Below are 13,530 nucleotides of genomic sequence, written 5' to 3'. Positions count from 1 at the left end.
CAATGAGCAGCGAGACGTATCCCGGCGGAATCGACGCCGTGCTGGCGCAATACGAGGGCCGGCGCGATCCCTTTTCCTATGCGCCGGGCGAGGGGCTGGCACCGCTCGACTCCGACCTCGCCGCGCTGGCCGCTCAGACCGTCGCCGACCCGGCAGCCGACCGCGAGGAGCGTCCACCCTTCCGCTCCTCCTATCACCGCAAGCGTTTCAAACTGCGGCAGGAACTCACGGGCCAGTCGGAACTGGTCGTCCTGCATGGCCTCACGGTCTCGCACCTGCGCAAGCGGGCGTGGCCCGCGCACGCGCCGGCCCTCTTCCAGCGCCTCTGGGCCGAACAGGGCGACCACCTGCTGGGCGCGCTGGATCCACGCTGGCTGGTCTCGGCGGTCACCACCTTCGGCGACCACGGCGCCACGCCCGTGCAGCGCAGCACCGGACTCGCCCTGACCGCGCTCTTCGGAACGATGAAGCTCTATGAATCCGAACGGCTCTATTCCGGCCTGACGCCCGACCGCGCCTTTCCACTGTCGGGTAAGGTGCGCGCCAGCCTGCCGATGGACATGGACGGGTTCGCGCTGCAATCGGGCGGGCTCGACGTCAACCTGATCGGACGCCTCTGGCAGGAGGCCGAGGGCTGCGCGGTGATCCGCCCGCTCGCTCACCGCCTGCTGACCCTGCTGATCCAGGACGACCGCACCGTGATGCGCCGCCTGCGCATCATGCGCGCCCGCAAGGCCCGCAAATCCAACACGCCCGAAGACCCCGAGCCGAAACCCGCGCCGCGGCCGCCCGCCGCCCCAGCGGTGGAGGCGCTGCGCTGGGGGATCGTCGCGACGGTCAAGGCGCCGCTATGTCAGATCGCCCGCTTTGCCGCCCATCATCTCGACCTCGGCGCCGAGGCCCTCCACCTCTATCTCGACGATCCGCAGCCGGGCGCGATGCATTACCTGTCGCGCGACCCGCGCATCATCGTCACCGCCTGCGACGCCGCCTATTATCAGGCGATCGGCAAGACCCGCCCAGACGCCCACCAGCAGCGCCAGGCCCTGAACGCGACCCGCGCGCTCAAGGCCGCCGACGGGCTGCACTGGCTAGCCCATATCGATGTCGACGAATTTCTGATCGCAGACCGACCGGTGACACGGGCGCTGGCCGGGCTGCCGCCGGATGCCGCCGTCGCCCGCCTGCCCCCGCTCGAGGCGCTGGCGCGCGACGACGGCTGGCCCGAACACTTCAAGCTGACCGACCGCGACGCAGGCGCGCCACCCGGCGCCCTGCAAGAGATCTACCCGACCTTCGGCCTGCACCTGCGCGCGGGCTTCTTGTCGCACAGCAAGGGCAAGGCCTTTGCCCGCACCGGCATTCCCGGCACCCGCTTCGGCATCCACACGATGAAGCTGCGCGGCGAGGAGGTCGAGACCGCCGCCACGCTCGACGGGTTGTGGCTGGCGCATGTCCATGCCCCCGACTGGGCGTATTTCGCCGAGCGGCTGGAATTCCGCCGCACCCGGGGCTCCTACCGCCCGCAGGAGGGGCGGCCCGAACTGGGCGCCGCCGACCTGATCGACTTCCTGCTGGCAGAGCAGGGGGAGGCCGGGCTGCGGCTGTTCTTCGACGAGGTCTGCGCCGACACGCCCGCCCTGCGCGACCGTCTCAAGGCCCACGGCATGCTGCGGCATCATCGCTTCGACCTCGACGGCGCGGTGACGCGGGTCTTCGGGCGCGCGCCATGACGCACTGGGGGATCGTCTCGACCATCCGGGCACCGCTGCCCGAGATCCTCGATTTCGCCGCCTGGCACCTGGAACAGGGAGCGGAACGCCTGTTCCTCTATCTCGACGAGGACGACCCGGCGGCACTGGCCGTGCTGAACGCCCATCCGCGCATCACCGCCCGGCACACCGATGCCGACTGGTGGGCGCGGCGCAAGGGCCGGCCAGAGATGCACCAGGCGCGGCAGGGGTTGAACGCGCGTCACGCCAACAACAGCGCCAAGGGTGTCGACTGGTTGGCCCATATCGACGTGGACGAATTCCTGATCCCGGCCACGCCGATCGCCGACCAGCTGGCCGCGCTGCCGCCCGCCTGCCTCTGCGCCCGCGTTCGCCCGATCGAGGCGCTGGCGCCGGGCGATGCGGCGGACCCCGGCGAGACGCTGTTCAAGGCCTTTCACCTGCACGCACCCGACCGCCAGCGCGCGGCCGAACTCTGCTTTCCCCGCTGGGGCGCAGAATTGTCGGGCGGCTTCCTGAGCCACGTGGCGGGCAAGGTGTTCTTTCGCGCCGGAACGCAGGGCTTGCAGATCCGCATCCACAACGTCTTTCTCGACGGCGTCGAAAACCCCGGCATAATGGAACTACCCGGGATCGAACTGGGCCATTTCCACGCCGCCGACTGGGACCATTTCCGCGACCGGCTGACCTTTCGGCTTCAGCGCGGCTCCTACCGGGCCGAGCTGAAGCCGCAGGTGCGCCGCCCAGGCGCGCTGTCGCATCACGACCTGCTGGCCGGGATCCTGGCGGATGGTGGCGAACCGGCGCTGCGCGCCTTCTTCGACGCGGTCTGTGTCGCCTCGCGCCCGCTCTGCGACCGGCTGGCCGCCGCGGGCCTGCTGCGGCGCCACCGGATGGACCTGCCCACGCTGCGGCGCAAACACTTCGGCCCGCCATGACCCCCCGTAGTCCGGCAGAGAGTCGCGCATCTGGAAACGGCAACAAACCCGCCACTGGCCCGCCGGACAGCCTTTGATTGACGTTTGGCGCAGTTTTCAATAAGGGACGCCCAGGGGCGCTGATGCGACATATGCAAGGCCATACGGGCCTGCCCCAAAGACAGACGCGCGGGCCCGGTCAGTGTCCGCATTGATCGGATACACATGACGAAATTCTCGGACCTGAATCTCAACCCCAAAGTCCTCAAAGCCATCGAAGAGGCGGGATATGAAACGCCCACGCCGATCCAGGCGGGTGCGATCCCCCCGGCGCTCGAAGGCAAGGACGTTCTGGGCATCGCCCAGACGGGAACCGGCAAGACCGCCAGCTTTACCCTGCCGATGATCACCATGCTGGCCCGTGGCCGCGCCCGCGCGCGGATGCCGCGCAGCCTGGTGCTGTGCCCGACGCGGGAACTGGCGGCACAGGTGGCGGAAAACTTCGACACCTACGCCAAGCACGTCAAGCTGACCAAGGCTCTGCTGATCGGCGGCGTGTCCTTCAAGGAGCAGGATCTGCTGATCGACAAGGGCGTCGACGTTCTGATCGCCACCCCGGGCCGCCTGCTGGACCATTTCGAGCGCGGCAAGCTGCTGCTGACCGGCATCGAAATCATGGTGGTGGACGAGGCGGACCGCATGCTCGACATGGGGTTCATCCCCGATATCGAGCGGATCTTCAGCCTGACGCCCTTCACCCGGCAGACGCTGTTCTTCTCGGCCACGATGGCGCCCGAGATCGAGCGCATCACCAACACCTTCCTCTCCGCCCCCGCGCGGATCGAGGTGGCCCGCCAGGCCACCGCCTCGGAGACGATCGAACAGGCGGCCGTCATGGTCCAGCCCTCGCGCCGCGACCAGGAGGCCAGTGAAAAGCGCGCCGTCCTGCGCGCGCTGATCGATGCCGAGGGCGAGGCCTGCACCAACGCCATCATCTTCTGCAACCGCAAGGTCGATGTGGATATCGTCGCCAAGTCGCTGAAGAAATACGGCTATGACGCCGAGCCGATCCACGGGGATCTCGACCAGTCGCAGCGCACGCGCACGCTGGACGGGTTCCGCGCCGGCACGATCCGCCTGCTGATCGCCTCCGACGTGGCGGCGCGCGGCCTCGACATCCCGGCGGTCAGCCACGTGTTCAACTTCGACGTGCCCAGCCATGCCGAGGATTACGTCCACCGCATCGGCCGGACGGGCCGCGCGGGCCGGTCGGGCAAGGCCTTCACCATCGTGACGCCGCGCGACGACAAGTATTACGCTGCGGTCGAGGCGCTGCTCCAGAAGGAAATCCCGAGGATCGAGAACCCGGTCAAGGACGCGCCGCAGCGTCCGGAGCGCCCGGAGCGCGACGGCGAAGAGCGCGAGACCCGCGGCCGCAAGAGCCGCACCCGCAGCCGCAAGCCCGAACCCCGCGCCGACGCACCCGAGGCCAGCACCACCCCCGTCGCCGTCGAGGCTCCGCGCCCCGAACGCACGGAACGACCAGAACCGGCCCAGCGTCCCGAGCGCGCGGAACATCCCGAACGCGCAGAACGCTCCGAACGGACAGAGCGTCAGGACCGACCCCAGCGGGATCGCCGCGACCGCCGCGACCGCGACAACGGCGTGGTCGGCCTTGGCGACCACCTGCCGGAATTCATCGCGCTCAGCTTTGACGAGCGCCGCGCCGGCTGATCTGGCTGGACGGCGCGGCGCTGCCGGGGTATCGCTGTGGCGTGGTCCTGATGGGCCACGCTTTCCCTGACATCGCTGAAAGGAGCATTGCCGTGCTCACCCCTCGCTATGACGAGGCGCTGTCCTATGCTGCGGCCCTGCACCGCGACCAAGTCCGCAAGGTCTCGAACATCCCCTACATCGCGCATTTGCTGTGCGTGTCCGCGCTTGTGCTGGAGCACAGCGGCGACGAGGACCAGGCCATCGCGGGCCTGCTGCACGACGCGGTCGAGGACCAGGGCGGCCTGGCCACCGCCGACCAGATCGGCGCGAAATACGGGCCGCGCGTACGCAGTATGGTTCTCGAATGCTCCGACAACCATGGCGGCTACAAGGCCGCGTGAAACATGAGGAGAAAACGATATCTGTCTGACATCGCGATGAAAAGTTCTGACGCGATCCTGATGACAGGATGCGACAAGTTGCACAATGCCACCGCGATCCTGAGCGACCTGCGCAACGACGGCCTGTCGGTCTTCGACCGGTTCACCGCCGGCCGCGAAGACACGCTGTGGTATTACGGCGAACTGGCACGCGCCCTTTCGACCCGCGCCCCGACGGCGCAGGCAAAACGCCTCGCCGAAACCGTGGAAAGCCTGCGCTCGGAAACCGGCCGACTTATGACAGGCGGCTGATCACCACCGTCACTTCGGGCTTCTTGCCGATCTCGTTCAGGCAGACATGGCGCACGACCTTGCGCAGCCCGTCCTCCAGCTTGTCGTCGTCGATCAGCGTCTTGTTGCCCGCGCGGCCCAGGAACTGGCCCAGGTCCTCCTCGAGGACATCGACCAGCGGCGCATGGCTGCGTCCGGTCTCGGGCAGGCCCATCACGTCGCACCAGGGATCGCCCAGCGGATCGTCGTCCTCGTCCAGGATCACCGTCACCGTCACATGGCCGTTCAGCGCCATGCGGATGCGGTCGCGCACCACACCGTCCAGCGCGCCGATCTGCACCGTGCCGTCCAGGTAGGTGCGGCCGGTCTCGATGAACTCGGCCACGGTGGGCGCGTTGCCGGACAGGTCGATCATCGTCCCGTTCACCGCCAGAATGCCCGTCCGTCCGCGCGCCTGCGCCAATTTCACATGCTCGCGCAGGTGGCGATGCTCGCCGTGCATGGGGATGACGACCTGCGGCTGCACGATGTCCTGCACGGTTTCCAGGTCGGGCCGGTTGGCATGGCCCGACACGTGATACAACCCGTTGCTCTCGTCCACCACGTCAACGCCTTTTTCGGACAACTGGTTCATGATGCGGATCACGTCGCGTTCGTTGCCCGGGATGGTCTTGGAGGAGAACAGGAACATGTCGCCCTCCTTCAGCTCGATCCCGTTATACTTGCCCCGCGCCAGCTGTGCACTGGCTGCGCGGCGCTCGCCCTGGCTACCGGTGACGATCAGCATCAGGCTGTCGCGCGGCACCATCGAGGCATCCTCGGGCGCGATCACCTTGGGAAAGCCCGTCAGCACCCCGGTTGCGACCGCCGCCTCGATCATCCGGCGCATGGCGCGACCCATCAGGCAGATCGACCGGCCCGCGCGGTCGCCCGCCTCGGCCAGGGTCCGCACCCGCGCCACGTTGCTGGCAAAGGTCGTGGCGACGACCATGTTCTTTGCACCCGCCACCAGCTTTTCCACATTCGGGCCGACAGACGCCTCGGACCGGCCCGGATGCGGGGAGAAGACGTTGGTCGAGTCGCAGATCAGCGCCTTGACCCCGGGTTTCGCCACCTCGGCCCAGAGCGCGGGATCCCACGGCTCGCCCACCAGCGGGGTGGTGTCCAGCTTGAAGTCGCCGGAATGGATGATCCGCCCCGCCGGCGTGTCGATGACCAGCGCGCTCGATTCCGGGATCGAGTGCGAGATCGGCAGGAAACCCACGGTGAAGGGCCCGGCCTGCACCGTCGCGGGCCACTTGGAACAGGTCTGCACCGCCTTCTCGCCGATGCCGTATTCCGCCAGCTTCTGCCGCGCGAGATTGGCGGTAAAGGCGCGGGCATAGACCTTGGCGCCCAGATGCTCGAACGTGTGGCCGACGGCGCCGATGTGATCCTCGTGCGCATGGGTGACAAAGACCGCCTCGATCCGGTTGCGGTTCTGTTTCAGCCAGGTGATGTCAGGCAGGATCAGGTCGACGCCCGGGGTCGAGTCCATGTCGGGAAAGGCCACGCCCAGGTCGACGGCGATCAGGCGTTCCTCGCCGGGCTTGCCGTAGCCGTAGACATAGCAGTTCATGCCGATCTCGCCGGCGCCACCGAGAGGAAGATAGATCAGGCGGTCCTGGCTCATTGGCTGAGTTCCTTGTTGTGTTTGTGGATGACGACGAGACCATGCATGGTCAGGTCCTCCTCGACGAGATCGAACAGCACTTCGCCGCTGGCGAAGAGCGGTGCAAGACCCCCCGTGCCGATGACCTTCATCGGACGTCCATATTCGGCCCGGATGCGTTCGGTGATGCCCTGCACAAGGCCGACATAACCCCAGAACACGCCGGCCTGGATGCAGCCGACGGTGTTGGTGCCGATCACCTTCTCGGGACGGGTGATGTCCACATGCGGAAGGGCGGCGGCACCCATGTGCAGCGCCTCGAGGCTCAGGTTCGGCCCCGGCGCGATCACCCCGCCGACATAGGCGCCATCCTCGGCCACCACGTCAAAGGTGGTTGCGGTGCCGAAATCCACCACCACAAGGTCGCCGCCATGGCGGTCAAAGGCGCCGGCCGTGTTCACCAGCCGGTCCGGCCCGACGGTCGTGCCGGCGTCGACTCGCGGCGCCATCGGCAACACGCATTCCGGCTTGCCCACGACCAGCGGCCTCGCACCAAAGAACCGGTCGGCAAAAACCCGCAGGTTCCAGACCACACGCGGCACGGTGGACGAGATGATGACATCGGAAATCTTCGCCTCGATCCCGTAATGCTGCACCAGGGTGTGGAACCACGTGAAATAGGCATCCGCGGTTCGCGCGTGATGGGTCGAGGTGCGCAACGTGCACAGGAACCTCTCGCCGTTCCAGATGGAGAAGACGGTATTGGTATTGCCGCAGTCGATACACAGAAGCATGTCCGCCCCTACCCGAAGAAGATGTCCGCCGCCGCGATGCTCTCGCGGCCCTTCGCCGTCTTTAGGACAAGTGCGCCGCTGGCGTCCACCGTCTCGAACGTGCCTTCATGCGTCTCCCGCGCCGTGCGCGCCACGATGCGCTCGCCCAGCCGCGCGGCGCGCGCCAGCCAGGCTTGCCGCACCGGCTCGAACCCGTAGGTGACAAGGCGCGTCTCCCACGGCGCATAGGCCGCCGCAAGACGGTCGAGGAAATCCTCGGCCCCGACCCGCACCCCGGTCTCGCCCAGGATCGAGACGGCGGCTACCGCGCCTGTCTCCAGCGCCGCCGCATCCGGCACCGCCACGAGGTTGACGCCGAGCCCGATCACCAGCACCTCGCCCTGCCCCTCTAGCAGGATGCCCGCCATCTTGCCGCCGTTCAGCAGCACGTCGTTTGGCCATTTCAGCGCAAGACCCCGATCCGACCCGACCGCCTCCGCCACCGCGTCGAACAGCGCCAGCGCCGCAACGAAGGACCGCAGTGCCCGCCGCTCGGGTGGTTCGGCAGTGCGCAGCGCCAGCGAGGCGGCGAAATTGCCCTCCGGCATGGCCCAGGCCCGTCCGCGCCGTCCGCGCCCCGCACTCTGCCGATGCGCACAGATCCAGGCCGGCCCGGCCAGGTCGCCGGCCCGGCGCAACGCTTCGGCATTGGTGCTGTCCACGCCGTCCAGCAGGATCCGCCCGTACCCGTCAGGCCACATGCGCACCGCGCCCCCGCTTCATCTTGCCCGGGAAACTCTGGGGGTGAATGGCCGCAGGCCAGAGGGGGCAAAGCCCCCTGCCCGCGTCACAAAAAAAGCGACGCGCCCGAAGGCGCGTCTCCGCAGGATCACGATCGCCGCGATCAGTTGACAAGCGTCGCCGCGGCAGCCTGCGCCGCGCCCTCGATGCCGAACAGGTTCACGACGCCGACGACCATGATCAGCGCCGAGCCCATCAGGAACCCCCACAGCACCGGGGAACGGCCCGCATCCAGCCGGTCCTCGCGCTCTTCGCCGAAATACATGTAGAAGACGATGCGCAGGTAATAGAAGGCGCCGATCACGCTGGCCACGACGCCGGCGATCGCCAACCAGGCAAGCCCCGCTTCGTAGGCCGCGCGCAGCACGTAGAACTTGCCGAAGAAGCCCACCAGCGGCGGCACGCCCGCGAGGGAGAACAGCAGCACCAGCATGGCCAGCGCCTTGCCCGGCTCACGCCTGGAATACATTCCCAGCGCGCGGATATCCGTCACCGGCTGGCCGTCGCGGCTCATCGACAGGATGAAGGCAAAGGTGCCGACATTCATCGTGACGTAGATCGCCATGTAGATCAGCATCGCCTGCACGCCCAGCAGCGTTCCGGACGCGAGGCCCATCAGCGCATAGCCCATATGGGCGATCGAGGAATAGGCCATCAGCCGCTTGATGTCGCGCTGCCCGATCGCCGCCACCGCACCGAGGAACATCGACAGCAGCGACAGCAGCGCCACGACCTGGCCCCAATCCGCGGTGGCATTTCCGAAGGCGTCATGCATGACGCGGGCGAACAGGCCCATTGCGGCCACCTTGGGCGCTGTGGCGAAGAAAGCGGTCACAGGCGTGGGCGAGCCCTCGTAGACATCCGGCGTCCACATGTGGAACGGCACCGCCGAGACCTTGAACGCCAGGCCCGAGATCAGCAGCACCAGGCCGATCAGCAAGCCGATCGACATCTGCCCCTCGGTCGCGGTCTGGATGATGCCGGAAAACAGCGTGGTTCCCGCATAGCCATAGGTCAGCGACGCGCCATAGAGCAGCAGACCCGAGGACAGCGCGCCCAGCACGAAGTATTTCAGCCCTGCCTCGGTCGACTTGGCGCTGTCGCGGCGCAGCGAGGCCACAACATACAGCGCCAGCGATTGCAGTTCGAGACCCATGTAGAGCGCCATCAGGTCGCCCGCGCTGACCATCATCATCATGCCGACGGCGCTGAGCGCGATCAGCAGCGGGTATTCGAAGCGCAGGATGCCGCGGCGTTCCATGTAGGCCTCGGACATGACCAGCACGGCCGCGGCCGACAGCAGGATCACCACCTTGGCAAAACGGGCGAACCCGTCATCGACGAACATGCCGCCGAAGGCGATGCGTGTGCCCTCTCCGGTCGTGCCGATCCAGAATGCCAGGGCCAGGAACAGGCCCGACGTGGCCCAGACCAGCGCCGGGGCAAGCTTGTCCTTGCCGGTATAGACCGCCCCCACCAGCGCGAGCATCGCGTAGACCGCCAGCACGGTCTCCGGCAGGATGATGTTCAGATCGGTCGAGATCATGCCCCGCCCCCTTACTCTGCTGCTTCGGCCAGCCGCGTGTCGCCGCCCAGGTCGGCGGCTGCGATGGCCGTGTCATAGGATTGCACCAGCGCCTCGACGCTCGGCCCGATGCGGTCGAGGATCGGCGCCGGGTAGACACCCATCCAGATCGTCATCACCACCAGCGGCGCAAAGATCGCCTTTTCGCGGCGGGTCATGTCCTTGATGGTCTTGAGGCTTTCCTTGATCAGGTCGCCCATCACCACGCGGCGGTAGAGCCACAGTGCATAGGCCGCCGACAGGATCACGCCCAGGGCCGCACCAGCCGCCACCCAGGTGTTGACCTGGAAGATGCCCGCCAGCGTCAGGAATTCCCCAATGAAGCCCGAGGTGCCGGGCAGGCCGACATTCGCCATGGTGAACAGCATGAAGATCAGCGCATAGGCCGGCATCCGGTTCACGAGGCCGCCATAGGCGTCGATCTCGCGCGTGTGCATCCGGTCGTAGATCACGCCGACACACAGGAACAGCGCGCCCGAGATGAAGCCGTGGCTGATCATCTGGAAGATCGCGCCATCGACGCCCTGCTGGTTCGCGGCGAATATGCCCATCGTGACATAGCCCATGTGGGCGACGGACGAATAGGCGATGAGCTTCTTCATGTCCTCCTGCACCAGGGCCACCAGAGAGGTGTAGACGATGGCGATCACCGACAGGGTAAAGACGAGGTTCTGCATGACCTCGGAGCCCACCGGGAACATCGGCAGCGAGAAGCGCAGGAAACCGTAGCCGCCCATCTTCAGCAGGATTGCCGCCAGCACGACCGATCCGGCGGTCGGCGCCTGCACGTGCGCCTCGGGCAGCCAGGTGTGCACCGGCCACATCGGCATCTTGACGGCGAAGCTGGCGAAGAAGGCCAGGAACAGCAGCGTCTGCATCCCGCCGATGATCTGCACACCGAGGAGGCTGAAGGTCTCATGCGCGAAATTGTGGTTCAAGAGCGCCTCGATGTCGGTGGTCCCGGCATCGGAATACATCGCCACCATCGCCACCAGCATCAGCACCGAGCCGAGGAAGGTGTAGAGGAAGAACTTGAAGCTGGCATAGATGCGGTCCTTGCCGCCCCAGATGCCGATGATCAGGAACATCGGGATCAGGCCTGCCTCGAAGAACAGGTAGAACAGTACCAGGTCCAGCGCCATGAACACGCCCAGCATCAGCGTTTCCAGCATCAGGAAGGCGATCATGTATTCCTTGACGCGGTGGCTGACATCCCAGCTGGCGGCAATGACCAGCGGCATCATGAAGGTGGTCAGCATGACGAACAGCACGCTGATGCCGTCGACGCCCATCTTGTATTGCAGGCCCAGCAGCCAGTCGCGTTCCTCGACCATCTGGAAACCGGTGTTCCCGGCATCGAACTGGAACAGGATGAACAACGAGACGACGAAGGTCGCCGTGGTCGCGATCAGCGCCAGCCACTTTGCGTTGCGCACCGCCGCCTCGTCCTGCCCGCGCAGGAACAGCGCGAGGATCAGGGCGGCCAGCGCCGGCAGGAAGGTGACGATGGAAAGAAGGTTGTCCATTACTGTGCTCCCCCGGAGATCGTCATCCAGGTGATGAAGATCGCGATGCCGATCACCATCGCGAAGGCATAGGTGAAGATGTAGCCGGACTGCGCGCGGCCCGCGAGCCGGGTGAAGAAGGGCACGACACCCATCGTCAGCCCGTTGATGAAGAAGCCCTTGATGATGGCCTCATCCCCGCCTTTCCACAGGATCCGCCCCAGCGCCTTGGCCGAGCGGACAAAGAGAAAGTCGTAGATCTCGTCGAAATACCACTTGTTCAGCAGGAAGAGGTACAGCGGGCGCTGGTTCTCGGCCAGTTGCTTCGGCAGGGCCGGGTTCACGATGTAGAACCAGTAGGCCACGACCAGGCCGAGGATCATCGCGATGAAGGGGCTGACCTTGACCCATTTCGGCACGTAATGCGCCTCGTTCAGCACGTCATTGCCGGGGGCGGCGTGGATCGCGCCCTCGCCCGGTGCGCCGGTAAAGACGTAGTGCGGCTTGGCGTCGCCTTCCGCCTTGGCCTCACCGTGATCGGCGGGGGCGGCGGCATGGGTGTCGGCGGCGGGCTGACCATGGGCGTCGGCCGTGGCCTCGCCATGGCCCGCATCCGCGGCGCTGTGGCTTTCCTCGGCGTGATAGGGTACGCCGAAGAACTTGGCCACCTGGTCGGTATGCCCGAAGAAGCTGTTGTACCAGATCATGCCGGCGAACACCGCGCCCACGCTCAGCACGCCCAGCGGGATCAGCATGACGCGCGGGCTTTCATGCGCGTGCTCATGCGTGTGCTTGTCGCCGCGCGGCTTGCCGAAGAAGGTCAGGAACATCAGCCGCCACGAGTAGAAGCTGGTGAACAGCGCCGCCACGACCAGCATCCAGAAGGCATAGCCCCCCGCCGTGCCCGCATAGGCGCTTTCGATCACCGCATCCTTCGACAGGAACCCGGCAAAACCGATGGTGGTCAGCGGGATGCCGACGCCGGTGATGGCCAAAGTGCCGATCATCATGGCCCAGAAGGTCATCGGCAGCTTGGTCCGCAACCCGCCGTAGTTCCGCATGTCCTGTTCGTGGTGCATTCCGTGAATGACGGACCCCGCGCCGAGGAACAGCATCGCCTTGAAGAAGGCGTGCGTGAACAGGTGGAACATCGCGACCGAGTAGACGCCAACGCCCGCCGCCACGAACATGTAGCCCAGCTGCGAACAGGTCGAATAGGCGATCACGCGCTTGATGTCATTCTGCACCAAGCCGACCGTTGCCGCGAAGAACGCGGTCGAGGCACCAAGGAAGGTGACGAAGGCCATGGCAGACGGCGCGTATTCCATCAGCGGCGACATGCGGCAGACCAGGAACACGCCCGCCGTCACCATTGTCGCCGCGTGGATCAGCGCCGACACCGGGGTCGGGCCTTCCATCGCGTCGGGCAGCCAGGTGTGCAGGAACAACTGCGCCGACTTGCCCATCGCGCCCACGAACAGCAGGAAGGCGCAGATTTCGGCCGCGTTCCAGTCGGTCCAGAGGAAGGTGATGCGCGTCTCGGCCAGTTGCGGCGCGGCGGCAAAGATGTCGTCGAAGCGCACGCTGTCGACCAGGAAATACAGCGCGAAGATCCCCAGGGCAAAGCCGAAGTCGCCGACCCGGTTCACCACGAAGGCCTTGATCGCGGCGGCGTTGGCCGAGGGCTTGCGATAGTAGAAGCCGATCAGCAGGTAGGATGCGACGCCCACGCCCTCCCAGCCGAAGAACATCTGCACGAGGTTGTCGGACGTCACCAGCATCAGCATGGCGAAGGTGAAGAACGACAGGTAGGCAAAGAAGCGCGCCTTGTAGGCCTCTTCGCCCTCGCGGAAATTGTCGTCATGCGCCATGTAGCCGAAGCTGTACAGGTGCACGAGTGCCGAGACGGTTGTGACCACGATCAGCATGATCGAGGTCAGCCGGTCCAGCCGGATCGACCATTCGGTGCTCAGCGTGCCGGACTCGATCCAGCGCAGGATGTTGATCGTCTCGGTCTCCGGCCCGTGGGTCAGGAAGACGATCCACGAAAACGCGCAAGCCACGAAAAGCAGGCCGGTGGTGATCCACTGGGCGCCCCGGATCGTGATCCAGCGCCAGCCGAAGCCCGCGATCAGCGCGCCGACGAGGGGCGCGAAGAGGATGATGCTCTCCATCGGC

11 protein-coding genes are annotated in these 13,530 nt (G+C 66.4%); 5 read left to right on the top strand and 6 right to left on the bottom strand.

The features are described from left to right. The first annotated feature begins 2 nt into the window (after positions 1-2). From KB874_RS09190 to KB874_RS09170, 5 genes are all read left to right on the top strand, one after another. Positions 3-1,733, top strand: a complete 1,731-nt coding sequence (locus KB874_RS09190) for a glycosyltransferase family 2 protein (protein WP_212536267.1) — start codon at positions 3-5, stop codon at positions 1,731-1,733. Further along, the gene (locus tag KB874_RS09185; protein WP_212536266.1) at positions 1,730-2,671 is read left to right on the top strand and encodes a glycosyltransferase family 2 protein; all 942 of its coding nucleotides are present in this window, start codon (positions 1,730-1,732) and stop codon (positions 2,669-2,671) included. The genes KB874_RS09190 and KB874_RS09185 overlap by 4 nt, the downstream gene beginning before the upstream one ends. 204 nt (positions 2,672-2,875) lie before the next feature. Then, positions 2,876-4,384 (top strand): DEAD/DEAH box helicase, encoded by a 1,509-nt coding sequence (locus KB874_RS09180; protein WP_212536265.1) that lies wholly within the window; start codon positions 2,876-2,878, stop codon positions 4,382-4,384. A gap of 92 nt (positions 4,385-4,476) precedes the next feature. Then, positions 4,477-4,767: an HD domain-containing protein gene (locus KB874_RS09175; protein ID WP_212536264.1), complete on the top strand. Its 291-nt coding sequence runs from the start codon at positions 4,477-4,479 to the stop codon at positions 4,765-4,767. Positions 4,768-4,803: 36 nt separating this feature from the next. Continuing rightward, complete coding sequence (locus KB874_RS09170) at positions 4,804-5,058, top strand: hypothetical protein (RefSeq protein WP_212536263.1); 255 nt, start codon at positions 4,804-4,806, stop codon at positions 5,056-5,058. On the opposite strand, the gene KB874_RS09165 is transcribed toward KB874_RS09170, so the two are convergent. The 6 genes from KB874_RS09165 to nuoL all read right to left on the bottom strand — a co-directional run bounded on the left by KB874_RS09165 (position 5,042) and on the right by nuoL (position 13,526). Further along, positions 5,042-6,709, bottom strand: a complete 1,668-nt coding sequence (locus tag KB874_RS09165) for a ribonuclease J (protein WP_212536262.1) — start codon at positions 6,707-6,709, stop codon at positions 5,042-5,044. The genes KB874_RS09170 and KB874_RS09165 overlap by 17 nt on opposite strands. Continuing rightward, positions 6,706-7,482, bottom strand: coding sequence for a type III pantothenate kinase (locus tag KB874_RS09160; RefSeq protein ID WP_212536261.1), 777 nt, complete (start codon positions 7,480-7,482; stop codon positions 6,706-6,708). Before KB874_RS09160 ends, KB874_RS09165 begins: the two co-directional genes overlap by 4 nt. A gap of 8 nt (positions 7,483-7,490) precedes the next feature. Further along, complete coding sequence (locus KB874_RS09155) at positions 7,491-8,228, bottom strand: biotin--[acetyl-CoA-carboxylase] ligase (protein ID WP_212536260.1); 738 nt, start codon at positions 8,226-8,228, stop codon at positions 7,491-7,493. Positions 8,229-8,365: 137 nt separating this feature from the next. Next, positions 8,366-9,808, bottom strand: coding sequence for an NADH-quinone oxidoreductase subunit NuoN (nuoN, locus tag KB874_RS09150; RefSeq protein WP_212536259.1), 1,443 nt, complete (start codon positions 9,806-9,808; stop codon positions 8,366-8,368). A gap of 11 nt (positions 9,809-9,819) precedes the next feature. Further along, positions 9,820-11,373 (bottom strand): NADH-quinone oxidoreductase subunit M, encoded by a 1,554-nt coding sequence (locus tag KB874_RS09145; protein ID WP_212536258.1) that lies wholly within the window; start codon positions 11,371-11,373, stop codon positions 9,820-9,822. Next, complete coding sequence (gene nuoL / locus KB874_RS09140; RefSeq protein WP_212536257.1) at positions 11,373-13,526, bottom strand: NADH-quinone oxidoreductase subunit L; 2,154 nt, start codon at positions 13,524-13,526, stop codon at positions 11,373-11,375. Before nuoL ends, KB874_RS09145 begins: the two co-directional genes overlap by 1 nt. Positions 13,527-13,530: the final 4 nt, after the last annotated feature.

This window comes from Thetidibacter halocola, from assembly GCF_018224955.1.
Lineage (GTDB): Bacteria > Pseudomonadota > Alphaproteobacteria > Rhodobacterales > Rhodobacteraceae > Thetidibacter > Thetidibacter halocola.
The sequence above is the reverse complement of the archived record's forward strand: the minus strand, read 5'-3'. Positions and strand labels throughout refer to the sequence as shown.

Excerpts from the sequence above, each read along its gene's own strand:
- KB874_RS09160 (WP_212536261.1), bottom strand. The coding sequence starts at position 7,482 with ATGCTTCTGTGTATCGACTGCGGCAATACCAATACCGTCTTCTCCATC.
- KB874_RS09180 (WP_212536265.1), top strand. The coding sequence starts at position 2,876 with ATGACGAAATTCTCGGACCTGAATCTCAACCCCAAAGTCCTCAAAGCC.
- KB874_RS09170 (WP_212536263.1), top strand. The coding sequence starts at position 4,804 with ATGAAAAGTTCTGACGCGATCCTGATGACAGGATGCGACAAGTTGCAC.
- KB874_RS09165 (WP_212536262.1), bottom strand. The coding sequence starts at position 6,709 with ATGAGCCAGGACCGCCTGATCTATCTTCCTCTCGGTGGCGCCGGCGAG.
- KB874_RS09190 (WP_212536267.1), top strand. The coding sequence starts at position 3 with ATGAGCAGCGAGACGTATCCCGGCGGAATCGACGCCGTGCTGGCGCAA.
- nuoN (WP_212536259.1), bottom strand. The coding sequence starts at position 9,808 with ATGATCTCGACCGATCTGAACATCATCCTGCCGGAGACCGTGCTGGCG.
- KB874_RS09145 (WP_212536258.1), bottom strand. The coding sequence starts at position 11,373 with ATGGACAACCTTCTTTCCATCGTCACCTTCCTGCCGGCGCTGGCCGCC.
- KB874_RS09185 (WP_212536266.1), top strand. The coding sequence starts at position 1,730 with ATGACGCACTGGGGGATCGTCTCGACCATCCGGGCACCGCTGCCCGAG.
- nuoL (WP_212536257.1), bottom strand. The coding sequence starts at position 13,526 with ATGGAGAGCATCATCCTCTTCGCGCCCCTCGTCGGCGCGCTGATCGCG.